Raw genomic sequence first — 25,446 nt, 5'->3', positions numbered from 1 at the left:
TCCGTCGATCGCCGGCCACCCAAGCCCATGGTGCCTCGGCCGGCTGGATGTGGCGCTCAGTGGCGAATCAGCCGTGCATACGGCAACTGTTTGACGACACAATCTTCTCCGTGTGGCGGACACGGACTCGGCCAGAGTTGACAAGGGGCGGGTCAACCAGTTGTAACGGCTCTGACCTGGTGATCTGAGACCGGATCTCGTTGTCTGACCAACCAGTTGGTCAAGTGTGGCGATCTGTCCGGGAGGGAGGCCAACCACTGCCCGTTCGACCCAAAAGCTGAGCAGGGCTTAGTACACACCTTGGAAAAAGTCGGCACGGATGTCAGCGTGGGCGTATCTGGAACCGCCCCCGCCGCTCCTGCACTGCGTACCCAGGGGGGCGCATCCAGCAGGACGGAGTTGACGTTGCACGTGATGCCGGTACCGGCCGAACGGGGTCTGCCCCTCGACGCCGCGCTCGCGCGTGGCCTGGCCGCCGCCGGGGAGCTGGGCCTGAGCCCGGACTTCACTCCCCTGCTGGACGCGAACCCGGGCAGCTGGCAGTGCACGCTGCGGTACGGCTGCGTGAAGGTGCAGGCGGCCGACGGCCTCGGCCACGGCGACCCGGAGACGGCCAAGGTCGGGGCGCTGTTCGAGGCCCTGGAGCACTACCTGTGCGGCCTGGACGGCCTGCGCAACCGGCAGGTCCGCCTGCACGACGCGCACGAGGTGGCGCACGGCCCGCTGGCCGCGGACCCGCTGATCGCCCAGCTCGCCGACGGCCCGGCCCGCGAACTGGGCTGCGTCCGCTACGAGGCGCTGGACGGCAGCGCCGACGCGCACGTGCCGGTGTTCCTGACCATCCCGGACTACCGCGGGGAATCCGGGGAGTCGGCCCGCTTCACCGTCGAGGACTTCTACGACTACACCGCGGCCGACCCCCGCATCGAGGCGGTCGGCTGGGCCGCCGGCGCGTACGCCGCCGAGGCGCTGGTGCACGCGGTCAACGAGACGATCGAGCGGGACGCGCTGGCCCAGCTGCTGGCCGACCGCTCCCGACCGCTACGGGTGGTCGACCCGGCGGCGCTGCCGGCGGACCTGGCCGAGCTGCTGGTCACCGCGGCCGACCGGTCGGGACGCTCCGTGCACCTGATCGACATGACCTCCGACCTGGACGTGCCGGCCTTCTACGCGTACCAGGCGCCGGCTTCGGGCGAACGGCCGGCAGCGGCCGGCAGCGCGGCGGCGCTGGGCAGCCGGGTCGCGGCGGCCCGGGCCCTGACCGAGCTGATCCAGGGCCAGAGCGCCCCCGTCACCCGGCCGATTCCCGACTTCACCGACCGGCTGCCGGACGCGGCGGAGGTCGGCTTCGACGAGACCAAGCAGCCGACCACGCCCCGCGAACACCTGGACCTGCTGGTGAACATGTTGCGCGACAAGGGATTCACCCCGTACGCGCGGGAGCAGTACGGGACCAGGAACCTGGCCGTGGTGAACGTGTTCGTGCCGGGGCTGGAGCGGTCGACCGACGGCCGGCGGCTGCGGGTCAGTCGCCGGCGTGCTCAAGCGCCCACCGGGTGAGCGCCGGGCGGGTGGTCAGCCGCAGCTTCTTGTAGCTGTTGTGCAGGTGCGTCTCGATGGTGCGCTCGCTGAGGAACAGCCGCTCGGCGATCTGCCCGTTGGTCAGCCCCGCGCCGACCAGCCGCACGATCTCCCGTTCCCGCTTGCTCAACGGCGGTGTGCCCGGTTTCGGCACGGGCAGCGGGGCGCCCATCGCCGCCAGCCGCGCGGCGGCCCGGTCGAGCCGCTCGGGGTCGTCCAGCATCAGCCCTTCCTGCCGGACGGCCAGCGCGTCGAGGAACGGCGAGGTCTTGGCGCCGTTGCGCAGGTCGTCCAGAACCTGTTGCGCCACAGCGTGATTCTTGCGTGCGACGGCCAGGTAGCCGGAGTAGGCGACCCGTAGCCAGTCGACGGTGAGGTCGCGCAGCGGCCGGTGCGGGAGGAAAGCCGAGTCGTCGACGGCCGCGCCGGTGCGCAGCGCGTAGGCGAGCTCGGCGAGGTCGACCGCCAGCACGAAGTCGTCGTACGTGGTGTCGTAGTCGGCCCGCGCGTCCTTGAGGTCCCGCTCGGCACGGGCCAGATCGCCGTTCTCCACCAACAGGAACGCGCGGGCGGCCAGCGCCCGGCCGACCAGCCGGTCCTGCCCGACCACCCGCTCGGCCAGCGCCAGGCTCTCGTCGGCGACGGCCAGCGCCCCGGGCAGGTCGCCGGCCGCGAACAGCGCGAAAGTCCTCACGTAGGCGACATAGTGCACCGCGCTCGGCAGAAAGACCTGCACCGACACGGCTCCCGGATTGTCGGCGGCCCGCACCCCGCCCGCGGGATCGCCGCGGAGCAGCGCCAGGCTCGGCGCCAGCAGTCGCGGCGTGTACGTGTACTGGTCGCGCACATCGGGCGGGGCGAGCTCGGCCGTCTCCAGGGCGATCAGGTTCTGGGTGTGCGCACCGGCGTAGTCGAGGCCGAGGCGGGCCACCATGCCCGCGCCGAAGTGCGCGACCGACCGGGCCAGGTCGTCGTCCCGGAGCCGGGCCAGGTTGATCATCTGGTCCAGCGCCTGCCACATCGTGGCCGTGTCGCCGGCCCGGACCGCCACCAGCCAGTGCACCATCAGCCCGATCGGCGGGTCGTCGTCGTCGAACGGCACCGGCCGGGGCAGCTCCGCCGGATGGCCGCGCTCAGCCTCCAGCATCGACCGGTAGTAGCCGAGCAGCCGCTGGCGCAGCGTGTCGCCCGCGCTCTGCGCGATGGAGTCCGCGTCGTCCCACATCAAGGCGGCGTCGTCGAGGCGGCCGCTGGCCTGCAACGCGAAGGCCAGGTCGGTCATCAGGTCCGGCACCAGGTCAGCGCGCCCGGCGGCCTTCGCGTGGTTCAGCGCCACGCTGAGATAGTTGACGGCCTCGTGCGCGTCGTGCACGTCCAGCGCGCGTTTCCCAGCCGCGCCAAGGACTTCGCTCGCCCGGACCGGGTCGACCATGTCGCCGGCGTCGCGGTAGTGCGGCGCGGCCTCCAGCACGTCGGCCGGGCCCAGCTCGGCGGCGATCGCCGCGTGCAGCGAACGTCGTTGTCCCACCGTGAGTTCCGCGTAGGCGACCTCGGCGTACAGCGGATGCGCCACCCGGTAGGTCAGTGCCGAGAAGCTTTGGGCAGGGCCGTCCACCAGCTCCTCGATCAGGCCCTGGTCGAACAACTTCCGCAGCACGGCGTCGAATCCGTCCTCGGCCCACACCGCGCGCAGCAGCCGCGGCGAGCCGCCGGCCCCGGCCACGGCGATCAGCTCCAGCAGCCGCCGGGCCCGATCGTCCAAACGCTGCAAGCGATCCAGCACCACGTCACGGACGATCACCGGCAGCCCGGCGGCGTCCCGGAGCGCCCCGCCGCCGACCAGCGCCGTGACGAACAGCGGCACGCCCTGGGCGCGGGCGGTCACCTTGCGCAGCACGTCGTCCTGCGGCCGCGTGCCGAGCAGGTCGCCGACCAGTTCGCCGACCGCGTTGTCCGACAACGGTTCCAACGCCATCTCGACCGAGGAGTCGTCGCGTCGCACTGTCATCGCCAACGCCGCGAGCGGGCCGCCCGGCTCGGCGCTGCGGTAGCCGAACCACAGCAGCAGCCGGCGGCGGCTCCCCCGGCTCAGGTGGTGCAGCAGCTCGATCGTGCCGCGGTCGGCCCAGTGCAGATCGTCCACAACGAACAGTGCCGGCCGCCTGGCGGTGATCCGCCCCGTCAGGCGCAGCACGGCCTCGAACATCCGGGTCCGCTCCAGCTCCGGATCACCGGACAGCGGGGCCGGCGACAGGCGAGGATCGGCGATCAGGCCGGCTATGTCGTGCAGGCCGTCCAGCAGCCGTGCCGACTCCGGCTCGGGGAGCGAGCCCAGGTGACGGCGCAGCGCCTCCACCACCGGGGCGTAGGCCAGGCCGGCCTGCAACGGGCTGGACGAGCCCATCAGCACCGCGAAGCCATGGTCCTTGGCCTTGTGCAGCGCGCTGATCGCCAGCCGCGACTTGCCGATGCCGGCCTGGCCGGACACCAGCAGCACGCGGCCGTCGCCGCCTTGGACCGCGTCGATCGCCCGGTCGACGATCCCCAGCTCACGATGCCGGCCAACCAGCCTCGACTCCACGCGGCAGAGTATGCACCAATCGGACTAGGGCTTGAGCCCGGTCAGCACGGTGAGCGCCGGCAGCCGGCCCACGTCGACGCGGGCCGGCCCCCGCCAGCCAGCGGCGGTAGTCGGCCGGGTCGTGGATGGCGCCGCCGCGGGTGCGCAGCAGCAGGGACAGCTCGTGGGTGGCCGCGCCCTGCGAGCCGGCCAGCGTGTCGATCACCGCCAGCGTGCCGCCGGAGCGCAGCGCCGGGGCCAGCCGTCGGATCAGCTCGGCGGCGGCGGCGCCGTCCAGCAGATGGCAGACGCCGGGCAGCACCACCAGGTCGTACTCGCCGGCCACCGGGCGGGCGTCGAACAGGCCGCCGGGCAGGAAATCGAACTGCGGCGACCAGTCGGTCCGTCGATTGGCCGGCACGTCCAGCAGGCTGACGCGGCACTTCGGGTCGCGGGCAGCCAGCGCCGCGCCGCAGGGTGCCCCGTCCACGCTGACGTCCAGCGCACGCCGGGCGGCCGGCAGCTCGGTGACCACGTCGGCGCGCATCCCGTGCAGCAGCCCGGTGATCACGTCGCGCTCGGCCTCGCGGGCCGGCAGGCCGGTGCGCACCGAGTCGGTCACCTGGTCCCGCCAAGGCAGCAGTGGGTGCACCCCGGCCAGCCCCGGGGTCGCCGGCTCGTAGCGGCCGTCGGCGCGGCGCTGCACCAGGCCGCTGTCGGCCAGCGTCGCGAGCACCACTCGCACTCCGCGAACGCTTGCCCCGCACGTCATCGCCAGGTCCTCGACGCTGGCCGGGGTGCGGTCGATGTGGTCGATCAGGCCCAGCTGCACCGCCGCCGAATAGGCCGAAAGAGTGGCCGCGGCGCGGTGCAGGCCCAACAGCGCGGCGGTCATCGGGCCAGCATCCGGCGCAGGATCGCGACGCTCTCCAGCGCCGCCGCGTCGGCCTTGGCGTGCTCGCGGCGAGCCGAGTGCAGCTGGGCCAGGTTGATCAGCGCCCAGGACAGCTTCTGCTCGTGGTCGGCGTTGTCCGGCTCGGCGGCGGCCCGCTCCCGCAGCGCCGCCACCGCCCGTTCCGTGATCTCCACGGCGTCCGCCCGGTGGCGCTCGGCGTGCGAAATGCCCCAGCAGCTCTCCGCCTGCCGGACAACGTCCTGCTTCGTCCCCATGCCGGCAATGCTGGCGGCGTCCGGGTGAACGCGACAATGCGATCCGGTACGTAATCGGGGCCGGGCAGCGAAGTTACGTACCCGCCGACCAGGCCGCCGCCTGCTTGGCGATCAGGGTGCCGAGGTCGCCCGCGGCGAGGTTGAAGTCCAGCGCGTGCAGGCCGTAGAAGTTGGCCTGCGGCGGGCCGACCAGGTTGTCGCCGCCGACGATGTCCAGCCACGACACCGTGCCGTTGCTGTCGGTCGCCTGCTTGCACTGGCCGGTCAGCGTGCCGTAGTAGCGGGCGAAGCCGGTCGGGTAGTTCGGCACCGTCAGCGACTGCCCGAGGCCACTGATCCGGCCGTACGGGTTGAGATCGTTGCCGCCGACCAGTTCCCGCGTGTACAGGACGGTGTCCAGTGGCACCGGTCCCTGGGCGTTGGTCAGCAGGGCCGCCGGGTTCACGCACAGCACCTGGTGACTCGGGTCGCCGGCCACCCGCACGATGTCCGCGTCGCTGCCCGGCGTCTGGCCGCCGGGCTTGAAGCTCGAATAGGCCACCACGCAGGCCGTGTCGGTGGCGTGCTGGCAGGCCGGCACGTGCTGGAACGTCGCCTTCGGGTCGCTGCCTCCGCCGTCCGGCCGCCCCGTCGGGACCACGATGTGCCCGCCGAGCAGGATCGCCGAGACGAGCTGCTTGGTCATCTCCGGGTTGCCGTCGAACTTGTGCTGGATCAGCGCCGTCAGCACCGCCGACCCCTGCGAGTGGCCCAGCAGCACCACTCCCCTGCGCCGGCCCGTCGCCGGATCCGTGTTGTCGTGGTCCCAGTAGTGCTGGAAGGCCTGCTCCACGTCGCTGATGCCGGTCGAGTAGTCCGGCGGGATCTTGGTGATCATGGACAGGGCCAGCTCCGGCAGCGTCCGCTGGCGGTACACCGGGGCGAAGATCCGGCAGTGCGGCAGCAGCATCCCCATCTGCGCGATGGCCTGCGCGAACTCCTCGTCCGACGCCGCCGGGACCAGGTTCGGCAGGGTGTCCACCGTCGGGTAGACGTAGAAGCAGTCGACGCCCGGCCCCGTCGCCACGCCCGGGCCGCCCGTCACGTCCGTGGTGTCGAGGGGTACTTGGTCGTGGCTGACCGGGTACGTAGCCGTCGTCGGGCCACAGCTGTCGTGGCACAGCCACACCGGCGCCGGCAGCGCGTCGGCCGGCCCGACCAGGCTCGCCGTCAACGTGACGGCGGCCGCGAGGGATCCCCAGAGCATGGGAGAAGTAGAGCAGGTCACTCCGCCACTCAGCCCCCACCCTCCCCCGATCGGCGGATAAACCGCTAACGCAGGAGAGTGCGAGGCCCCGCCGATGCTTCGCACGGTTGGCGGATTTCGCCCGCCGCCACCCGACGCGCCCCACCACTGAGCTGGATGCGGCGGGCGAAATCCGGCAAGGGCGAGGCATCGGCTACCCGGGGGCCGAGCCACGACGCCGAAGGCGGCGCCATGTCACTGGGTGTACCCGGGTGCGGCGGCCGCCACCACCGCACCCGGCCCCCTGGAGCACGCGCCGCCGCGTGCCCAGAGACTGTTACGCGCCGCGGACCCGCCGGATCGTGTCGCGGTACCACAGGGCGCTGGCCTTGAGGGTTCGCTGCTGGGTCTCGTAGTCGACCCGGACGATGCCGAACCGCTTGGCGTAGCCGTAGGACCACTCGAAGTTGTCCATGAGCGACCAGGCGAAGTAGCCGCGGACGTCGGCGCCGGCCTCGCGGGCGGCGGCGACGGCGCCGATGTGGGACTGGAAGTACGCCACCCGGTCGTCGTCCTGCACGTAGTCGTCGGCGTCGGGCTCGTCGGCGTAGGCCGCGCCGTTCTCGGTGATCACCATCGGCAGGCCGGGGTAGTCGCGGCCGAGGCGCACCAACAGGTCGGTGAAGCCGGCGGGGACGATCTCCCACCCCATGTCGGTGACCGGCAGCCCGGACATGACCTGCCGGGTCACCGGCCGGCCGTTGGCGTCGCGGCTGGAGCCGTTCTCGTCGACGCCGGAGTAGCGGTGGCTGGAGTAGTAGTTCACGCCCAGCACGTCCAGCGGCGCGGAGATGATCTCCAGGTCGCCGTCCTGCACCGGGATCTCCACGCCCTGCTGGAGCAGGTCGGCGACGACGTCCTTGGGGTAACGGCCGTAGCGCAGCGGGTCCAGGTAGATCCGGGCCCCCAGGCCGTCGGCCCGGCGGGCGGCCTCGCGGTCGGCGGCGCTGTCGGTGGCCGGGTAGGACGAGCCCATGTTCAGGGTGATGCCGAGCTCGATGGGCGAGGTGGCCGCCTCCCGCATCCGCTGCGTGGCCAGGCCGTGCCCGAGCAGCAGGTGGTGCACGGCGGCGATGGCGGCCGGGAACTCCTGCCGGCCCGGCGCCTGGCGGCCCTCGGAGTAGCCGAGCATGGCGGTGCACCACGGCTCGTTCAGGGTGGTCCAGATCCGCACCCGGTCCTGGAGCTTGTCGAACACCATCATCGCGTAGTCGGCGAACCGGTAGGCGGTGTCCCGCACCGGCCAGCCGCCGGCGTCCTCGAGCTCCTGCGGCAGGTCCCAGTGGTAGAGCGTGACCCACGGGTCGATGCCCTGGCCCAGCAGCTCGTCGACGAGCCGGTCGTAGAAGGCCAGGCCCTTCTCGTTGACCGGACCGGTCCCGCGGGGCTGGACCCGGGGCCACGCCACGGAGAACCGGTAGGTGTCCACGCCGAGTTCCTTGATCAGCGCGACGTCCTCGGGCATCCGGTGGTAGTGGTCGCAGGCCACGTCGCCGTTCTCGCCGTTGTGCACCATGCCGGGCGTGCGGCAGTAGGTGTCCCAGATGGACGGCGTGCGGCCGTCCTCGTCCACGGCGCCCTCGATCTGGTACGCGGAAGTGGCCACGCCCCAACGGAAGTCGGCCGGCAGGCGGCCGATGAGGTCGGCCTCGACCGCGGCGGCAGTGGATTCCATCGATTCTCCTCCAGTGTGGGTACGCGGGTCAGCGGACGGGGTGCAGCCAGCAGGCCACGCTTCTGTCCGACCCGCCGGGGGCGTCGGGCACTCCGAGCACGGGCAGGTCCTGTGCGCACGGCTCGAAGGATTTCGGGCACCGCGGGTGGAAAGCGCACCCGGTCGGCATCGCCCGCAGGTCCGGCGGCGACCCCGGAATGCCCGTCAGCTCCCGCTTCGGCCCGCGCAGCGCGGGGAAGGAGCCGAGCAGTCCGGCACTGTAGGGGTGGAACGAGTTGGTGTAGATCTCCTTGGCCGGAGCCTCCTCCACGATCCGGCCGCCGTACATGATGGCGATCCGGTCGGAGAACTCCACCAGCAGCGACAGGTCGTGGGTGATGAACAGCACCGAGAAGCCCAGCCGCTCCCGCAGCTGCACCAGCTCGCCCAGGATCTGCCGCTGCATCACCACGTCCAGCGCGGTGGTCGGCTCGTCCATGATGACGATCTTCGGCTCCAGGGCCAAGGCCATGCCGATCATCACGCGCTGGCGCATGCCGCCGGACAGCTGGTGCGGGTAGCTGTCCATCCGGTCGGTCGGGATGCCGACCAGGGTCAGCAGCTCACGGGCCCGGGCCAGCCGCGCGTGCGGGCTGCCCTTGGGGTCGTGCGCCTTGATCACGTCGGTGAGCTGGGTGCCGATCCGGTGCACCGGGTTGAGCGAGTTCATCGCGCCCTGGAACACGATCGACGTCTCGGCCCAGCGGAACCGGCGAAGCTCCTCATTGGACAGTTCGAGCACGTCGTAGGGCCCGCGCTCGGGGTCGTGGTAGACCACGCTGCCGCCGGCCACCACGCCGGGCGGGGGCAGCAGCCGGGTCATGCCGTAGGCCAGCGTGGACTTGCCGCTGCCGCTCTCCCCGGCCAGGCCCAGCACCTCGCCGCGGTGCAGGGTCAGCGTGACGTCGCTGACCGCGCGCACGGCCTCGTCGCCGAGACCGTAGTCGACGTCGAGGTTCTTGATCTCCAGCAGTGGTTCGCCAGTCACCGGTTGTTGTCCTTCCCGAGCACCGGCGTGAAGCCGATCCGCATGCGCACCGACTTGCCCTTGATCCGGCCGGAGTTGCGCAGCCGGGGGTTGACGATCTCGTCGATGCCGAAGTTGAGCAGCGACAGCGCGGTGCCCAGCACGGCGATGGCCAGGCCGGCCGGCACGAACCACCACCACGCGCCCTGGGCCAGCGCCTGCTGGCTCTGCGCCCAGAACAGGATGGTGCCCCAGTTCCAGTCGGACGGGTCGGAGACGCCGATGAAGGCCAGCGTGATCTCCGAGAGCACGGCGAAGATCACCGTGCCGACGAAGCTGGAGGCGATGATCGCGGTCAGGTTGGGCAGCAGCTCGAAGAAGATGATGCGCCAGGTCTTCTCGCCGGTCGCCTTGGCCGCGTCCACATAGTCCCTGCCGCGCAACGACAGTGTCTGCGCGCGCAGCACCCGGGCGCCCCAGGCCCACGAGGTCAGGCCGATCACCAGGCCGATCGTGGTGTTGCTGACCGAGGGCAGGATCGAGGCCACGATGATGATCAGCGGCAGCGCCGGGATCACCAGGAACACGTTGGACAGCGCGGACAGCGCCTCGCCGCCGGTGTTGGCCAGGTAGCCGGAGCTGACGCCGATGATCACGGCCAGCGCGGTGGCCACCACGCCGGCCAGCAGGCCCACGTAGACCACGCCGCGGGCGCCGGACAGCACCTGGCTGAAGATGTCCTGGCCCAGGTGGGTGGTGCCGAACCAGTGCGCGGACGAGGGCGCGGCGATCAGGTCGCTGCCGCGGGCGTCCGGGTCGTAGGGCGCCAGCATCGGGCCGAAGATGGCCAGCAGCACGTAGAAGCCGAGGATGATCAGACCGGTCAGCGTCTTGCCGTTGCTGATGAACCGGAACTTCTGCCGCCGGGCCGGCTTCGGGCTCGGCGCGGACTCCCCGGCGGCGGTCTGCAGGTCGACGGTCGAGATGGCCACGGCTCAGCCCTCCTTGCGGGTGCGCGGATCGAGCACCAGGTAGGCCAGGTCGGCGATGAAGTTGGCGGCGAGCACGGACAGCGTGATGATCAGGAAGATGCCCTGCATCAGCGGGTAGTCCTTGGCCCCGACCGCCTGGAACAGCTGGAAGCCGACGCCCGGGTAGGAGAACACGATCTCCACCAGCAGGGTGCCGCCGACGATCAGGCCCAGCGACAGCGCGAAGCCGGACACGTTGGGCAGCAACGCGTTGCGGGCGGCGTAGCTGAGCATCACCCGGCGGTCGGACAGGCCCTTGGCGTGCGCGACGGTGATGTAGTCCTCCGAGGACACCGTCACCATCATGTTGCGCATGCTCAGGATCCAGCCGCTCATCGACGAGATCAGGATGGTCAGCGCCGGCAACAGGCTGTGCTGCACCGCGCTGCCGATGAACTCGGGCGTGAAGCCCGGCGTCACACCCGGGTCGTAGCCGCCGGAGGACGGGAAGATGCTGTTCGGGCCGGCCAGCAGCTCGATCATGATCAGGCCGAACCAGAAGTACGGCACCGAGGACAGGAAGGTGGTCACCGGCAGCACCAGGTCCACCCAGCTGCCCCGGCGCCAACCGGCCAGCACGCCCAGGCCGGTGCCGATCATGAAGCTGACCACGGTGGTGATGCCGACCAGGGCCAGCGTCCACGGCAGGCTGGAGCTGATCACCTCGGACACCGGCGTCGGGAAGAACGTGAACGACAGGCCGAGGTCGCCGCGGAACAGCTGGCCCCAGTAGTCGAAGTACTGCTGCCACAGCGGCTGCTGCTTGTCCAGTCCGAACAGGACGTACAGCGAGTGGATGGCGTCGGCGTTGAGCTGGCCCCGCTCCTTGGAGATCAGGGCCTGCACCGGGTCGCCGGGGATCAGCCGCGGGATGAAGAAGTTGATGGTGATCGCGGCCCACGCGGTGAAGACGTAGAACACGATCCTGCGCAGGAGGTAGCTCATCCGGCCGCCTCCCCGCTCGCCACGGGCTGGTCCGCGAACAGCCAGCACGCGGCCCAGTGCCCCGGCTTGTCGCCGATCTCCAGCCGCGGCGGGAGATCGGTCTTGCACCGCTCCATCACGTGCGGACAGCGCGGGTTGAACCGGCAGCCCTGCGGCGGCCGGATCAGGCTGGGCGGCTCGCCCCCGACCTCGTCGGCCCGGGCGGGCCGGTCGGGGTCGGGAGCGGAGTCGATCAGCAGCTGGGTGTACGGGTGGGCCGGATTCTGGGTGACGGTCTCGCTGTCGCCGCCCTCCACCATCCGGCCCGCGTACATGACCACCGTGTCGTCGGCGAAGTAGCGGGCCGACGCGATGTCGTGCGTGATGTACAGGATCGCCAGGTTCAGGCGTTCCTTCAGGTCCCGCAACAGGTTCAGCACGCCGAGCCGGATGGAGACGTCCAACATGGACACCGGCTCGTCGGCCAGCAGGGCCTCCGGGTTGGCGCCGAGCGCGCGGGCGATGGCCACGCGCTGGCGCTGCCCGCCGGACAGCTCGTGCGGGAACTTGTCGATGTAGCGCTCCGGCGGCGTGAGCTGCACCCGGGTCAGCAGCTCACGCAGGGCTTCCTCGATGTTCCCGTTGTCGTTGCCGTGGATGCGCAGCGACCTGGTCAGGTGGTAGCGCACCGTGTGCACGGGATTCAGGGAGCCGAAGGGGTCCTGGAAGATCATCTGCACCCGCCGGACGTACTCCCGGAACCGGCGCCCGCTTCTGACGTTCACCGGCTCGCCGTGCAGCCGGATCTGGCCCGAGGTCGGGTGGTGCAGCTGGGCCAGCAGTCTGGCGACGGTGGACTTGCCCGAACCGGACTCGCCCACCATCGCCGTGACGTGGCCGCGGCGCAGCGTGAAGCTGACGTCGTCGACCGCGTGCACGCTGCGTGCCTTGCGGGTCAGTAGCTCCCGGCCTTTCCTGCGCACCGGGAAGTGCTTGCTGAGACCGTCTACTTCCAGGACGACCTCACCGGTCTTGTCAGTCATGTCAGGAGGCCGGCCTCAGGTGCAGGACGATGTCGAGGGCGTTGATCAGGGTGGGCTGCCCGGGGGCGTACTCGTCGCTGGTGGACGGCCACCCGGTCCAGTTCTTGGTGCTGTACTCGCCGCCGACGTTGGCCGCCGAGGTCGGCACCATCGGCATCTGGTCCACCATGATCTTCTGGATCTGGTTGAGCGCCGTGCTCCGGGACGCGTCGTCGGTCGCGTTCACGTAGGTGTTGAGCGCGTTGGTCGCGTCCTGGTTCTGGAAGCGGCCGTAGTTGCCGTTCACACCCGGGGTGCCGACCGGCTTGTACAGCGCGCCGTCCATGATGCTGGCGTACATCTGGTACGGGGTGGCGCCGGAGTCGGTCCAGTGCATCGCGGCGTCGAAGTTGCCGGTGTCGATGTCCTTGGTCCAGGTGTCCTGGTTGGCCTTGTCGACGGTGGCGGCGATGCCGATCTTGGACAGGTTGTCCTTGATGATCTCCAGGTCGGTCTGGTAGTCGGACCAGCCGGCCGGGTCGGTCAGGGTCAGCGTGACCGGCTTGCCGTCCTTGTCCTTCAGCGTGGTGCCGTCCAGCTTGTAGCCGGCCGAGGTCAGCTTGGCCTTGGCCCCGTCCACGTCGACCTTGACGGTCTGACCCTTGTAGTCCGGCGAGATGAACGACTCGCCGGCCGGCGTCGGGATGCCGGTGGGGCTGGTCACCGCCGGGTAGAAGTAGCCGGCCTCACCCTGGTTGAAGATGTCGTCCCGGTTGATCACCATGCTGATCGCCTGGCGCAGCGCCGGGTCGTTGAACGGCGCCTTCTGGGTGTTGAACCACAGGCCGTGCACGCCCAGGCTCGGCGGGAAGTAGATCTGGTAGTGCGCCGGGTCCTTGCTGGTGTAGACGGCCTTGTAGTTCGGGATGAACACGAAGCTCCACTCGCAGGCGCCGGTGGCCAGCGCGGTGGTCTGCGCGTTGTTGTCGGTGTAGGAGGTGTAGCGGATCTCCTTCACCTTCGGCAGGTCCTGCCAGTAGGAGTCGCGCACGTCCAGCGTGATCGTCTGCGGCGTGAAGGACTTCAGCGTGTACGGGCCGGTGCCGACCGGGGTCTTGATCGGGTCGGTGGCCGGGTCGGAGATCGTGGACCACTGGTGCTTGGCCACGATCGGGATGTCCGACAGGATCTTGACCTGGTTGACGAACTGCGGCGTCGGGAAGGTCACCGTCAGCTTGTTGGAGCCCGCGGCGGTGATGTCGCCGAACTGGATGCCGTTGTTGTTCAGCGCCGGCGTGGACTTCAGCAGGTTGAACGTGAAGGCCACGTCGTCGGCGGAGAAGGCCTGGCCGTCGGACCACTTCACGTTGTCGCGGGTGGTCAGGTTCAGCGTCTTGTAGTCGGCCGACCAGGACCAGTCGGTGGCCAGCCACGGCTTGGCCTTGTCGGCCGGCTTGGCCGAGTTCCACATGGTCAGCGGCTCGAAGATCATCCGCCGGTAGCCCAGCGACGCGCCCGCCGAGGAGGACAGGAACGGGTTGTTGTTGTCGGTCTGGGGCCCGTTGGGCATGCCGACGTTGAGCACGCCGGCCGCGTTGCTGCTCGCGGTGGAGCCGCCACCACCGCACGCGGTGAGGGCGAAGGCTGCCAGGATGCTGCCGGCTACGGCGAAGACCACTCTGCGACTGACGCGCATGGGTCCTCCTTGTCGTCTGCGAGGAGGTGTGACGGCGCGCCGCCCGTACGGCGCGGTGTTGCGGCAGAGTCAACCTGCGTGTCCCAGCTCACGTCAATAACGGAGCGGTCACAAAATTAACCCTAAATTTAAGCCTTGAACAAAAACCCTGGCCAGTGCCGTTGCCCGCAGGTGACGTCGTAGCAGGCAGAGTGAGCCTAGTCGCACGGTGTGCGACGGCGGCAGTACCCAGCGTGTCGACTTCAGGGGACGTTCGGTCACATGAACCCGTCAACGTATGCTGGCGAACGACCCAGCGGCATGCAAGATCCGCGAGGTCGCGCCGGTCTCTGGACCGCAGGCTCAGCTCGATCGATGCCCGCGCGGAACGCGCTGCTGGGCACTGTTCATCGATCGAGTTGAGACAAGGGAAGAGACCGGGTTCGAGCGACCTCGCCCCGCGCGGCACGCGCGGCAACGGCACAGCGAACGTCGGCTAGCCTCGGGGACGAGACAGGCCATGGACTTCCGCGTCGGCCGGGGTCCCCCGACCGGGTTTCTTGCTGTATTAAATTATGGCGCTAACTTAGTCGGTCCGGCATCCTGTCACGCAGACGTCCCCACCGTCGATGGGCACCCCATGGAACCAAAGCGCACCACGGTTCGCGATCTTCGCCGCCACAACAGGTCCACGCTGCTGTCGAAGCTGTTCTTCGACGGGCCGCTGAGCCGGCACGAGCTGAGCCAGCTCACCGGCCTGTCCGCGGCCACCGTCAGCAACGTGACCGCCGAGCTGGTCGAGGATCGCCTGATCGTGGAGGCGGGCCTGGTGGAGTCCGACGGCGGCCGGCCCCGGGTGCTGCTGCGGGTCGACCCCAAGTACGCGCACGTGGTCGGCATCGACGTCGGCGAGACCGGCCTCAAGGTGGAACTGTTCGACCTGTCGATGACCCGGCTGGCCGCGGCCGACCTGCCGCTGAACTCGGTGGAGCCGGACCCGGCCGAAGTGGTGGCCCGCACCGCCGAGGGGCTGCGCCAGGTGATCGAGGCGGCCGGCGTGACCGAGAGCAGCGTGCTCGGCGTCGGCATCGGCGTGCCCGGCACGGTGGAGAAGGGCACCCGCACCCTGGTGCACGCCCAGACCATCGGCTGGGACGCGGTGCCGCTGCCGTCCATGCTGCGCGACCAGGGCATCCGGCTGCCGCTGTTCCTGGACAACGGGGCCAAGACCCAGGGCCAGGCCGAGATGTGGTTCGGCGCCGGCCGGGGCGCGCGGCACGCGGTGATCGTGCTGGTCGGCTCCGGGGTGGGCGCGGCGGTGATCACCGACGGCCAGACCTACGCCGGCTACAGCAGCAGCGCCGGCGAGTGGGGCCACACCACCATCGTCTACGGCGGCCGGCAGTGCCGCTGCGGAGCCCGCGGCTGCCTGGAGGCCTACGTCGGCGCGGAGGGCATCCTCGACCGCTACCGCAAGGCTCGCGGCGGCCGGGGCGCGGTCGACACCGACGAGCAGGCGGCGCTGGCCGCGCTGGTGACCGCGGCCGACAACTCCAAGATCGCGGCCAAGGTGCTGGACGACACCGCCGGCTATCTCGGGGCCGGCATCGCCAACCTGATCAACCTGTTCAACCCGGAGCGCATCGTGATGGGCGGCTGGGCCGGGCTGGCGATGGGCGAGCCGTGGCTGGAAGTGGTCAAGAAGGCCACCGCCGAGCACGCGCTGCGCCACCCGTATGAGCAGACCTCGATCGAGCTGTGCCGGCTGGGCCCGGACGCCGTGGCCGTTGGCGCGGCGACACTTCCGGTGGCGGCGCTGCTCGACGCGGGCGGCGATCCCCGCGAGTCGACGCGCAGCGTGGCCTGACGGCGGGGTTTTCGCTAGGGCGGGTGGTCTTGGCCGACGGATCGGGTGGCACACCGGGCGGGTGTCACCGGGAGCCTCCTACGCTCCGGTCGTAGTCGACCTGGAGGCGACAATGACGTCACTTGCCCGATCCCGTCGTATCGCGGTCGCCGTGGCGGCCATGCTGCTCACCGGCCTGGCCACGGCCACCACCGGCCACGCGGCACCGGCCGTGACAGCGGGATTCACCGACGACTTCAACGGCCCGGCCGGCAGCCCCGCCGACGGCAGCAAGTGGAACTACCAGACCGGCGACAACGTGAACAACCACGAGCGCCAGTGGTACACCGACGGCAACCGCAACGCGGCGCTGGACGGCCAGGGCCACCTGGTGATCACCGCCAAGAAGGAGGGCGGCCACAACTGCTGGTACGGCCCGTGCCAGTACACCTCGGCCCGGCTCACCACGTTCGACAAGTTCTCGCCCCAGTACGGGCACATCGAGGTGCGCATGCAGATCCCGCGCGGGCAGGGCATGTGGCCAGCGTTCTGGATGCTGGGCACGAACATCAACAACACCCCGTGGCCCAACTGCGGCGAGATCGACATCATGGAGAACGTGGGCAAGGAGCCCAACGCCGTGCACGGCTCCATCCACGGCCCCGGCTACTCCGGCGCGCAGGGCCTCAACGCCCCCTTCAACGGCCCGGTCTTCGCTGACGGCTTCCACACCTACGCCGTGCACTGGGCCAAGGACTCCATCAAGTTCTCCGTGGACGGCAAGGTCTACGTGACCCGCACACCCCAGGACGTGAGCGGCAAGCAGTGGGTGTTCAACCACCCCTTCTACCTCATCCTCAACCTGGCCATCGGCGGTGACTGGCCGGGCGATCCCGACGGCGGCACCCAGTTCCCGGCCAAGCTGGTCGTGGACTACGTGCACGCCAGCTGACCGCGTTCCCCTCGTCCCGCCCGGCGCGCACCCCACACCGGGCGGGACGTCGTTTTAGGGGTTTACCTCACGCCTTGCATCTAGCCGTGAACTATGTCCGTTCGCTAGTGTGAGCACCCCTGCACGTCGCGTTTTGGGCGGTTCACCGCACGTGAGCCGCCGCCGCCTCCCAAGACGCGTCGCGGTTCGACCTGGAGGCGACAATGACGTCACTTACCCGTACCCGCCGGATAACCGTGGCTGTTGTGGCCGCCGCGGCGGCGGTGCTGACCTGCATGACATCTGGGGCTACCAGCAGCGCGGCCCCGCAGTTGACGGCGACCTTCACCGACGACTTCAACGGCCCGGCCGGCGCGGCCGCCGACGGCAGCAAGTGGCAGTACGAGACCGGCGACAACGTGAACAACCACGAGCGCGAGTGGTACACGGCCGGCGCCGCCAACGGGGCCCTGGACGGCCAGGGCCATCTGGTGATCACGGCCAAGAAAGAAGGCGGCCACAACTGCTGGTACGGCCCGTGCCAGTACACCTCGGCCCGCCTGAACACCTCCGGCAAGTTCACCGCTCAGTACGGCCACGTCGAGGCGCGCATGCAGATCCCGCGCGGCCAGGGCATGTGGCCGGCGTTCTGGATGCTGGGCACCAACATCGGCAGCGTCGGCTGGCCCAACTGCGGCGAGGTCGACATCATGGAGAACATCGGCAAGGAGCCGAACACCGTGCACGGCACCATCCACGGTCCCGGCTACTCCGGCTCCAACGGCATCGGCGCGGCCTACAACGGCCCGGTCTTCGCCGACGGCTTCCACACCTACGCCGTCGACTGGGCCCCGAACTCCATCAAGTGGTCGGTGGACGGCCATGTCTACGAGACCCGCACGCCCGCGGACCTGGGCGGCAAGAGCTGGGCGTTCAACCACGGCTTCTTCCTCATCCTCAACCTGGCGGTCGGCGGCTACTGGCCGGGCGACCCCGACGGCAACACGAAGTTCCCGGCCAAGCTGGTCGTGGACTACGTTCATGTCACCACTGGCTGACGTATAACGGTTTCCGCGAACCGTCCGGCGTGCACCCCGCGCCGGGCGGTTTCGCCACGCCCTAGTCGATCTTGACGTCGCGGGACTTGTTCCTAGTCTTGGCCAAACTCGTCGCTCAGGCATTGCCAAATCTGGTCTATACCTCCGATACTCGGCATAGCCGGCGGGCAGATCCCCTGCGCCCGTTGACATCCGCACACCCCTGCCCAGATTTCGCAGCCCTGCAAGGAAAACCGCCGCACTCTGCCGAGATCCGCCCTCGGCCGGCGCCTCCTGCGGTGCGAACTGACGTTCCCTGAGAGGCGAGATTCCCCCATGCGCAGAAGACGTCACCTCCTGCTGGCCGCGGTGCTCGCGGCCGCCACGATCGTCCCCTTGGGACTGACGGCGTCGGCGGCGCCCGCCGCCCCCGCGGCCGCCACCTTCACCGACGACTTCGACGGTCCGGCCGGCAGCCCGGTCGACGGCGCCAAGTGGCAGTACGAGACCGGCGACAACGTGAACAACCACGAGCTGGAGTGGTACACCGCCGGCGCCAACAACGGCGCGCTGGACGGCCAGGGGCACTTGGTGATCACGGCCAAGAAGGAGAACCCCGGCAACAACAACTGCTGGTACGGATACTGCCAGTACACCTCGGCCCGCATCAACACCTCGCAGCGCTTCACCCAGGCCTACGGCCACTTCGAGGCGCGCATGCAGATCCCGCGCGGCCAGGGCATGTGGCCGGCGTTCTGGATGCTGGGCGACAACATCGGCGACCCGAACGTGGGCTGGCCGGCCAGCGGCGAGATCGACATCATGGAGAACGTCGGCTTCGAGCCTGGTTCGGTGCACGGCACCATCCACGGCCCCGGCTACTCCGGCTCCAACGGCGTGGGCGCCGGCTACACGCTGCCGGGCGGCCAGTCCTTCGCCGACGGCTTCCACACCTTCGCGGTCGACTGGGCGCCCAACAGCATCACCTGGTCCGTGGACGGAAACGCCTACGAGACAAGGACTCCGGCCGACATCGGCGGCAACCGGTGGGTGTTCGACCACCCGTTCTTCATCATCCTCAACCTGGCGGTCGGCGGCTACTGGCCCGGCAACCCCGACGGCAACACGCCGTTCCCGGCCAAGCTGGTCGTCGACTACGTGCACGTGACCACCAGCAACACCACGCCACCCGGCGGTGGCGGCACTATCACCGGCCTCGGCGGCAAGTGCGTGGACGTGGCGAGTGCCAACAACGCCAACGGAACCCCGGTGCAGATGTACGACTGCAACGGCACCGCCGCGCAGCAGTGGAGCGCCGGCGCGAACGGCAGCCTCCAGTCGCTGGGCAAGTGCCTCGACGTGGCCGGCGCCAACGCCACCAACGGCACCAAGGTCCAGCTCTACGACTGCAACGGCACCGCCGCGCAGAACTGGTCCCGTCCCGGCGACGGCACGATCCGGGCCCTGGGCAAGTGCCTGGACGCCACCAACAACAGCTCCGCCAACGGAAACCAGCTCCAGATCTGGGACTGCGCCGGCTCGGCCAACCAGAAGTGGACGGTGAACAGCTGATGCGCAAGCGTCTTCTCGCCGTTCTCACCGGTTTCCTGTTGGCCCTGCCCCTGTTCGCCGCCCCGTCGGCGCTCGCGGCCGACCCCGGCGGCCCGTCGGCCAGCCAGCTGCTGGCCAAGGTGACCAACTGCCAGCAGATCTCCAACGGCAAGTACGCCACTGACGAGGGCCAGGCCGCCACGATCCCGGTCTGCCAGGCCAATGGCGCGGTGTTCTTCAAGGCGGACATGGACGTCGACTGCGACGGCGTGCGCACCGCCCAGTGCAACGAGCAGACCGACTGCTGCTTCTACCCGGACACCGCCTTCCACACCTCCACCGACCAGCCCCTGGACGCGGCCAAGCTGCCCTACATCGTGCTGCCCAGCCCGTCGGGCACCTGGGACTACCGCACGGCCGGCATCGACGGCGGCGCGGTGGTCGCGGTGATCTACAACAACCAGGTGACCTACGCGGTCGTCGGCGACACCGGCCCGACCGGAATCATCGGCGAATCCTCTTACGCCACCGCGCAATCGCTGGGCATCAACCCTGATCCCAAGAACGGCGGCACCGACAGCGGCGTCACCTACATCGTGTTCCCGCACTCCAAGGTGAACCCGATCGAGAGCCACGCCAGCGCCGTGACGCTGGGCCAGCAGCTGGCCACCACGTTCGTCGGCGGCGGCACCAATCCGCCCCCGCCCACCGGCGGCACGATCGCCGGCCTCGGCGGCAAGTGCGTCGACGTCGCCGGCGGGAACTCGGCCAACGGCACCGCGGTGCAGCTCTACGACTGCAACGGCAGCACCGCCCAGCAGTGGACCGCCGGCTCCGACGGCACGATCCGCGCCCTGGGCAAGTGCCTCGACGTGGCCGGCGCCAACTCCGCCAACGGAACTCAGGTCCAGTTGTACGACTGCAACGGCACCGCCGCGCAGAACTGGTCCCGTCCCGGCGACGGCACGATCCGGGCCCTGGGCAAGTGCCTGGACGCCACCAACAACAGCTCCGCCAACGGAAACCAGCTCCAGATCTGGGACTGCGCCGGCTCCGCCAACCAGAAGTGGACGGTGGCATGATCAGGAAGTCCGTCACGCTGCTGGCCGGCGCGGCCGCCATGGCGGCTCTGCTGCCCGGCCTGGCCCACGCGGCCACCGGCACGATCACCGGCTTCGGCGGCAAGTGCGTCGACGTGGCCAGCGCCAACAACGCCAACGGCACCGCGATCCAGCTCTACGACTGCAACGGCACCACGGCCCAGCAGTGGACCACCGGCGCCAACGGCAGCCTCCAGGCGCTGGGCAAGTGCCTGGACGTGGCCGGCGCCAACTCGGCCAACGGCACCAAGGTCCAGCTGTACGACTGCAACGGCACCGCCGCGCAGCAGTGGACCATCGGCGCCGACGGCACGATCCGGGCTCTCGGCAAATGCCTGGACGCGAGCAACAACAGCTCCGCCAACGGAACCCTGTTGCAGATCTGGGACTGCGCCGGCTCCGCCAACCAGAAGTGGACGGCCCCCAGCGGCGGCACCACTCCCCCGCCGCCCCCGCCCAACGGGGCGATGGCCGTCGCGCCGTACTACTACAACGGCTGGGGCAACCCGCCGGACCCGCGCACCATCATGAGCGCCACCGGCGTCAAATGGTTCACCATGGCCTTCGTGCTCAACAACGGGTACTGCACCCCGATGTGGGACGGCGGCCGGCCGCTGACCGGTGGCGTGGACCAGAACACCGTCACCACCATCCGGTCGGCCGGCGGCGATGTGGTGCCGTCCTTCGGCGGGGCCAACGGCAACAAGCTGGAAGCGTCCTGCAACAACGCCAACGACCTGGCCGGGGCCTACCAGAAGGTGATCAACACCTACGGCCTGAAGGCGATCGACCTCGACTTCGAGGGCGACGTCTACGGCAACGGCACGATCCAGCAGCGCCTGGTCGACGCCCTGAAGATCATCCGGGCCAACAACGCCGGCCTGGCGATCTACGTGACCATCGGCAGCGGCCAGAACGGCCCCGGCAACGACCTGATCACCCGGGCGGCCAACTCCGGGCTGACCGTGGACGTGTGGACCATCATGCCGTTCGACTTCGGCGGGGCCGGTCAGGACATGGGCCGGCTCACCCAGCAGGCCACCGACGGCCTGGAGCGGGCGGTCCGGGACGCCTACCACTACACCGACGACGTGGCCTACCGGCACAGCGGACTGTCCTCGATGAACGGCATCACCGACAACAACGAGCTCGTGACGGTGGCCAACGCACAGTCCATGCTGGCTTACGCCAACCAGCACCACCTGGGCCGGTTCACCTTCTGGTCGGCCAACCGGGACCGGCCGTGCCCCGGCGCCTACCCGAACGACGACACCTGCTCGGGTGTGTCGCAGAACGCCTGGGACTTCACCCGGACGTTCGCTCAGTATCAGGGGTGACCTGACAGGACGGCGCGGGGAGACCCGCGCCGTCCGTATGCTCCCTCCGGTGCAGCGCATGGAGCACTGGCAGAGCAGGCTCGACGAACTGGCCCGGCGGCACGGCGTGCCGGGCGCCGTCCTGGGGATCTCGTGCCCCGAGTGGACGGAAGTGGTCGCCACCGGCGTGGTCAACACCGGGACGGGCGCGCCCGTTCGGCCGGATTCGGTGTTCCACCTGGGGTCCATCACCAAGGTCTACGTCACCACCGCCGTCATGCGTTTGGCGCAGGACGGCCGACTGGATCTGGACAAGCCGGTCGCCGCGGTGCTGCCGGAGCTACGTCTCGGTAGTCCGGATGTGACCGATCGGGTGAGCCTTCGTCACCTACTCACCCACACGAGTGGCATCGACGGGGACGTCTTCGTGGACACCGGCCGCGGCGACGACTGCATCGCCCGCTACGTCGCCCAGCTGGCCGACGTGGCCCAGAATTCCCCGCTCGGCGCCACCTGGTCCTACTGCAACTCGGGGTTCAGCCTGGTGGGCCGGGTGGTCGAGCAGGTGACCGGGCAGGTGTGGGACACCGCGATGCGGGAGCTGGTGTTCGACCCTCTCGGGTTGCGCGACACCCTCACCCTGCCGGAGGACGCCCTGCTCCGCTCGGCCGCCGTCGGCCACATGCTCGAGGACGGTCGCTCGGTCCCGGTGCGACAGTGGCAGCTGCCCCGCTCCATCGGCCCGGCCGGACTGATCGTCTCCACCGTTTCGGACCTGCTGGCGTTCGCGCGCCTGCACCTCGACGGCGGCTCGCTGCTGACACCGTTGTCCATCCAGCAGATGCAAGTCGAGCAGGTTCGGGTCGACGCCAAGTACTCGCTCGCCGAAACCTGGGGCCTGGGCTGGGCGCGGCTGGTGTGGAGCGGGCAGCCGCTGATCGGACACGACGGCGCCACCATCGGGCAGCAGTCGCATCTCGTGCTGCTGCCGTCCCAGGGGCTGGCCGTGGCGCTGCTGTCCAACCGGCGCACGCCCCATCTGTACGAGGACCTGTTCCGTGAGGTCTTCGCCGAACTGGCCGGCGTCGACATGGCCCGCCAACCCGTGCCCCCGCCCGAGCCGCTGGGCCTGTTGCCCACGGAGTACGTCGGCACCTACGAGCGGGCCGGGCAGCGGATCGAGGTGGTCATCGAGTCCGGCCGGCCGGTGCTGCGGGTGACCACCCTGGGCAAGCTGGCCGAGTACGTGTCGGATCCGGTCGAGGAGCTGCCCATGGTGGCCCTGGAGCCCGATGTCTACCTGGTGCCCCTGACGGGCAGCGATCACTGGCTACCCGTCAGCTTCTACCAACTGGCCGACGGCTCCCCCTACCTCCACTTCTCCGGCCGAGCAAGCGCCCGCCACCCCTAATACCCCCGCTCCCCTCCCCCGTCAACGCCTCAACGCTTGGAAAGGGGCATTCCTCTCGTCCAACGAGAGGAATTGAGCTTTGATCATGGTGGGGCGGGTGGCGGAGGGGTGCGGCAGACTCTGGGGGCGTGGAGGTCATCACTGCCAAGACGCTTCGGCTGATCATGCTGCTCGGCGTGGCCGGGGGCTATCTGGACGCGTTCACGTTCGTGGCCCACGGCGGCGTGTTCGCCAACGCCCAGACCGGCAACGTGGTGCTGCTCGGGGTCGACGCGGCCCGTGGTGACGTGGCCGGGGCGCTGGCCCACGTCCCGCCGCTGATCGCCTTCGTGCTGGGCGTGGCCGCGGCGGAGACGTTGACCCATCCCCGCGTCGCCCCGGTCGTGCGGCGGCCGGTGCGGGTGGCGCTGGTGATCGAGATCGCCGTGCTGCTGGTGGTCGGGGCGACCCCGACCTGGTTCGCGAGCAGTGCCGTGGTGCTGGCGGTGGCGTTCGTGGCGGCGCTGCAGAACGCCACCTTCGGCACGGTGCAAGAGTGGTCGGTGAACACCACGATGACCACCGGCAACCTGCGCACCGCGGCCCGCGCCACCTACCGGGCGGTCTTCCGGCGCGACGCCGGCGCGGCCCAGCAGGCCCGCACCTTCGGCCTGGTGGTGCTGTGCTTCCTCGTCGGCGCGGGTGTCGGGGCGCTCGTCACGGAGCTGCTCGGGAACATGGCGGCCTGGGGTGCGAATTTTCTGATCGTGACCGGATTGGCGCTTTTCTTCCTGGACGAGCGGCCGCCGGGTTAGGGTCCCCACCGCCATCGAGCAGGGGGGAACTACATGAAAAAGTACCTGGTCACGGCGGTTGCCGGCGTACTGGCGCTGGCCCCGGCCGCCCATGCCGACACCACGTCCACCGTCACCCAGATCTCCGCGCCCAGCCCCTACCCGGCCGGCTGCGACCACAAGGACCCCGTCGGCGCCAACTACCCCAACGCCGAGGTTCAGCCGGACATCGCGGTCGACCCACGCAATCCGTCCCACATGGTCTCGGCCTGGCAGACCGACCGCTGGTCCGGCGTCGGCGGCCACGGCCTGGTCACCGCGGCCACCTTCGACGGCGGCCGCACCTGGACCCGGGCCACGCCGGCGGTGTCCACATGCGCCGGCGGCGCCTTCGACCGCGCCACCGACACGCAGGTGAGCATCGCCCCCAACGGCATGGTCTTCCTGGTCTCGCTGAGCATGAACACCACCACGGCGCAGGGTGATCACGCGCTGCTGGTGGTCAAGTCCGGCGACGGCGGCCGCACCTGGGGCGCGCCGACCACGATCATCCGCGAGGGCACCGGGGACACCGCGAACATCTGGAACGACCTGCCGGCCGTCTACACCACCGGCAAGGACGTCTACGTGGCGTGGGACCGGATCAACCTGACCGACGGCACCGGGCCGATCTACCTGGCCCACAGCGGCGACGGCGGGGCGACCTGGGGCGCGCCGCGCAAGGTCGCCGACTTCGGCGCCGGCAACGGCGTCTCCGGCATCCGGCTGGCCACCGCCCAGGGCCACCTGGTGGCGTTCTTCCAGTACTACCAACTGAAGCCGGACGGCGTCTCCTACGACCAGTCCTGGCGGTCGATCCGCTCCGACGACCACGGCGAGACCTGGTCCGCGCCGGTCGTCGTCGGGGCGACCAAGTCGGCCGCCACCACCGCGCCGGGCGGCAAGAACATCCGCGACGGGCGCGACATCTTCGGGCAGCTGGCGGCCGGCCCGCACGGCGAACTCCGGGCCGTGTGGGAGGGTTCGCAGTTCGCCGGTGACCACAACGGCACCGTGCTGGCCTCCTCCACCGACGGCGGCGCCACCTGGTCCACCCCGGTTCCGGTCGGCTCCTCCCCGGCGCAGCAGTTCATGCCGGCCGTGGCGGTCAACTCCGACGGCGTGACCGGCGTGACCTACTACCAGCTCGACAGCACCGGCACCAGCTACTGGCAGGCCACCTCCGGCAACGGAACCTCCTGGCACACCACCAAGTTGGCCGGACCGTTCGACATCACGTCCGCGCCGGTGGTCAACGACGGCTCGTACTACCTCGGCGACTTCCACGGCATGGCCGCCGCCGGCCCGTGCTTCGTCTCCGTGTTCGCCAGGGCCAACAGCGGACAGCCCGACAACCGCACGGACGTTCTGGTCACGCTCTCGTAGCAGATCCCTTGGCCCGAACGGCAGCGTCCGCTCGTCGCCGACCGGAACGTGCCCCCGGTCGGCGGCGATCGCTGCAAGTTGCAGGCGCCGGCCGTCCACCCGGATGACGGACTACCCGGCCGCTGAC

General features: G+C 70.1%; 20 protein-coding genes. 10 read left to right on the top strand and 10 right to left on the bottom strand.

Features of this window, described 5'->3' with window-relative positions:
* The first annotated feature begins 414 nt into the window (after positions 1–414).
* The gene (locus JJ691_RS04395; protein ID WP_211767518.1) at positions 415–1,560 is read left to right on the top strand and encodes a YcaO-like family protein; all 1,146 of its coding nucleotides are present in this window, start codon (positions 415–417) and stop codon (positions 1,558–1,560) included.
* Here the strand turns inward: JJ691_RS04395 and JJ691_RS04390 are convergent.
* The 10 genes from JJ691_RS04390 to JJ691_RS04345 all read right to left on the bottom strand — a co-directional run bounded on the left by JJ691_RS04390 (position 1,526) and on the right by JJ691_RS04345 (position 13,950).
* Positions 1,526–4,162, bottom strand: coding sequence for an ATP-binding protein (locus JJ691_RS04390; protein ID WP_211767517.1), 2,637 nt, complete (start codon positions 4,160–4,162; stop codon positions 1,526–1,528). The genes JJ691_RS04395 and JJ691_RS04390 overlap by 35 nt on opposite strands.
* Positions 4,131–5,036: a methyltransferase family protein gene (locus JJ691_RS04385; protein WP_211767516.1), complete on the bottom strand. Its 906-nt coding sequence runs from the start codon at positions 5,034–5,036 to the stop codon at positions 4,131–4,133. Before JJ691_RS04385 ends, JJ691_RS04390 begins: the two co-directional genes overlap by 32 nt.
* Positions 5,033–5,311 (bottom strand): hypothetical protein, encoded by a 279-nt coding sequence (locus JJ691_RS04380; protein ID WP_211767515.1) that lies wholly within the window; start codon positions 5,309–5,311, stop codon positions 5,033–5,035. The genes JJ691_RS04385 and JJ691_RS04380 overlap by 4 nt, the downstream gene beginning before the upstream one ends.
* 73 nt (positions 5,312–5,384) lie before the next feature.
* Entirely contained in the window at positions 5,385–6,557 is a 1,173-nt protein-coding gene (locus JJ691_RS04375; RefSeq protein ID WP_211767514.1) for a DUF3089 domain-containing protein, read from the bottom strand.
* 316 nt (positions 6,558–6,873) lie between these two features.
* Positions 6,874–8,271 (bottom strand): GH1 family beta-glucosidase, encoded by a 1,398-nt coding sequence (locus JJ691_RS04370; protein ID WP_211767513.1) that lies wholly within the window; start codon positions 8,269–8,271, stop codon positions 6,874–6,876.
* A gap of 28 nt (positions 8,272–8,299) precedes the next feature.
* Positions 8,300–9,298, bottom strand: coding sequence for an ABC transporter ATP-binding protein (locus tag JJ691_RS04365; protein ID WP_211767512.1), 999 nt, complete (start codon positions 9,296–9,298; stop codon positions 8,300–8,302).
* Entirely contained in the window at positions 9,295–10,269 is a 975-nt protein-coding gene (locus JJ691_RS04360; protein ID WP_249227672.1) for an ABC transporter permease, read from the bottom strand. The genes JJ691_RS04365 and JJ691_RS04360 overlap by 4 nt, the downstream gene beginning before the upstream one ends.
* Before the next feature lie 3 nt (positions 10,270–10,272).
* A complete protein-coding gene (locus JJ691_RS04355; protein WP_211767511.1) occupies positions 10,273–11,253 on the bottom strand; it encodes an ABC transporter permease in 981 nt (326 codons plus the stop codon).
* Complete coding sequence (locus JJ691_RS04350; protein WP_211767510.1) at positions 11,250–12,275, bottom strand: ABC transporter ATP-binding protein; 1,026 nt, start codon at positions 12,273–12,275, stop codon at positions 11,250–11,252. Before JJ691_RS04350 ends, JJ691_RS04355 begins: the two co-directional genes overlap by 4 nt.
* A 1-nt stretch (position 12,276) precedes the next feature.
* Positions 12,277–13,950, bottom strand: coding sequence for an ABC transporter substrate-binding protein (locus JJ691_RS04345; RefSeq protein ID WP_211767509.1), 1,674 nt, complete (start codon positions 13,948–13,950; stop codon positions 12,277–12,279).
* Positions 13,951–14,569: 619 nt separating this feature from the next.
* On the opposite strand from JJ691_RS04345, the gene JJ691_RS04340 reads away from it, so the two are divergent.
* From JJ691_RS04340 to JJ691_RS04300, 9 genes are all read left to right on the top strand, one after another.
* Positions 14,570–15,796 (top strand): ROK family protein, encoded by a 1,227-nt coding sequence (locus JJ691_RS04340; RefSeq protein ID WP_211767508.1) that lies wholly within the window; start codon positions 14,570–14,572, stop codon positions 15,794–15,796.
* Positions 15,797–15,908: 112 nt separating this feature from the next.
* Entirely contained in the window at positions 15,909–16,727 is an 819-nt protein-coding gene (locus JJ691_RS04335) for a glycoside hydrolase family 16 protein (RefSeq protein ID WP_211767507.1), read from the top strand.
* Positions 16,728–16,930: 203 nt separating this feature from the next.
* The gene (locus JJ691_RS04330) at positions 16,931–17,764 is read left to right on the top strand and encodes a glycoside hydrolase family 16 protein (protein ID WP_211767506.1); all 834 of its coding nucleotides are present in this window, start codon (positions 16,931–16,933) and stop codon (positions 17,762–17,764) included.
* A gap of 315 nt (positions 17,765–18,079) precedes the next feature.
* Positions 18,080–19,315 carry a glycoside hydrolase family 16 protein gene (locus JJ691_RS04325; RefSeq protein WP_211767505.1) on the top strand — a complete coding sequence of 412 codons (1,236 nt, stop codon included), beginning with the start codon at positions 18,080–18,082 and terminating at the stop codon, positions 19,313–19,315.
* On the top strand, positions 19,315–20,376 hold the full coding sequence (locus JJ691_RS04320) for a glycoside hydrolase family 75 protein (RefSeq protein ID WP_211767504.1): 1,062 nt from the start codon (positions 19,315–19,317) through the stop codon (positions 20,374–20,376). Before JJ691_RS04325 ends, JJ691_RS04320 begins: the two co-directional genes overlap by 1 nt.
* A complete protein-coding gene (locus JJ691_RS04315) occupies positions 20,373–21,731 on the top strand; it encodes a chitinase (protein ID WP_211767503.1) in 1,359 nt (452 codons plus the stop codon). Before JJ691_RS04320 ends, JJ691_RS04315 begins: the two co-directional genes overlap by 4 nt.
* A 58-nt stretch (positions 21,732–21,789) precedes the next feature.
* Positions 21,790–23,121: a serine hydrolase domain-containing protein gene (locus JJ691_RS04310; RefSeq protein WP_211771261.1), complete on the top strand. Its 1,332-nt coding sequence runs from the start codon at positions 21,790–21,792 to the stop codon at positions 23,119–23,121.
* A 128-nt stretch (positions 23,122–23,249) separates the two neighbouring features.
* Positions 23,250–23,915 (top strand): YoaK family protein, encoded by a 666-nt coding sequence (locus JJ691_RS04305; protein WP_211767502.1) that lies wholly within the window; start codon positions 23,250–23,252, stop codon positions 23,913–23,915.
* Between the two features lie 33 nt (positions 23,916–23,948).
* Positions 23,949–25,319 (top strand): sialidase family protein, encoded by a 1,371-nt coding sequence (locus JJ691_RS04300; RefSeq protein ID WP_211767501.1) that lies wholly within the window; start codon positions 23,949–23,951, stop codon positions 25,317–25,319.
* Positions 25,320–25,446 lie beyond the last annotated feature (127 nt).

Origin of the sequence: Kutzneria sp. CA-103260, from assembly GCF_018263855.1 — a bacterium.
GTDB lineage: Bacteria > Actinomycetota > Actinomycetes > Mycobacteriales > Pseudonocardiaceae > Kutzneria.
Note: the sequence above shows the minus strand (reverse complement) of the source record. Positions and strands in the feature narration are given on the sequence as shown.

Coding starts and splice junctions, on each gene's coding strand:
- JJ691_RS04340 (WP_211767508.1), top strand. CDS start 14,570: ATGGAACCAAAGCGCACCACGGTTCGCGATCTTCGCCGCCACAACAGG.
- JJ691_RS04350 (WP_211767510.1), bottom strand. CDS start 12,275: ATGACTGACAAGACCGGTGAGGTCGTCCTGGAAGTAGACGGTCTCAGC.
- JJ691_RS04370 (WP_211767513.1), bottom strand. CDS start 8,271: ATGGAATCCACTGCCGCCGCGGTCGAGGCCGACCTCATCGGCCGCCTG.
- JJ691_RS04330 (WP_211767506.1), top strand. CDS start 16,931: ATGACGTCACTTACCCGTACCCGCCGGATAACCGTGGCTGTTGTGGCC.
- JJ691_RS04315 (WP_211767503.1), top strand. CDS start 20,373: ATGATCAGGAAGTCCGTCACGCTGCTGGCCGGCGCGGCCGCCATGGCG.
- JJ691_RS04320 (WP_211767504.1), top strand. CDS start 19,315: ATGCGCAAGCGTCTTCTCGCCGTTCTCACCGGTTTCCTGTTGGCCCTG.
- JJ691_RS04325 (WP_211767505.1), top strand. CDS start 18,080: ATGCGCAGAAGACGTCACCTCCTGCTGGCCGCGGTGCTCGCGGCCGCC.
- JJ691_RS04300 (WP_211767501.1), top strand. CDS start 23,949: ATGAAAAAGTACCTGGTCACGGCGGTTGCCGGCGTACTGGCGCTGGCC.
- JJ691_RS04380 (WP_211767515.1), bottom strand. CDS start 5,311: ATGGGGACGAAGCAGGACGTTGTCCGGCAGGCGGAGAGCTGCTGGGGC.
- JJ691_RS04385 (WP_211767516.1), bottom strand. CDS start 5,036: ATGACCGCCGCGCTGTTGGGCCTGCACCGCGCCGCGGCCACTCTTTCG.
- JJ691_RS04355 (WP_211767511.1), bottom strand. CDS start 11,253: ATGAGCTACCTCCTGCGCAGGATCGTGTTCTACGTCTTCACCGCGTGG.
- JJ691_RS04375 (WP_211767514.1), bottom strand. CDS start 6,557: ATGCTCTGGGGATCCCTCGCGGCCGCCGTCACGTTGACGGCGAGCCTG.
- JJ691_RS04395 (WP_211767518.1), top strand. CDS start 415: ATGCCGGTACCGGCCGAACGGGGTCTGCCCCTCGACGCCGCGCTCGCG.
- JJ691_RS04345 (WP_211767509.1), bottom strand. CDS start 13,950: ATGCGCGTCAGTCGCAGAGTGGTCTTCGCCGTAGCCGGCAGCATCCTG.
- JJ691_RS04335 (WP_211767507.1), top strand. CDS start 15,909: ATGACGTCACTTGCCCGATCCCGTCGTATCGCGGTCGCCGTGGCGGCC.
- JJ691_RS04310 (WP_211771261.1), top strand. CDS start 21,790: ATGGAGCACTGGCAGAGCAGGCTCGACGAACTGGCCCGGCGGCACGGC.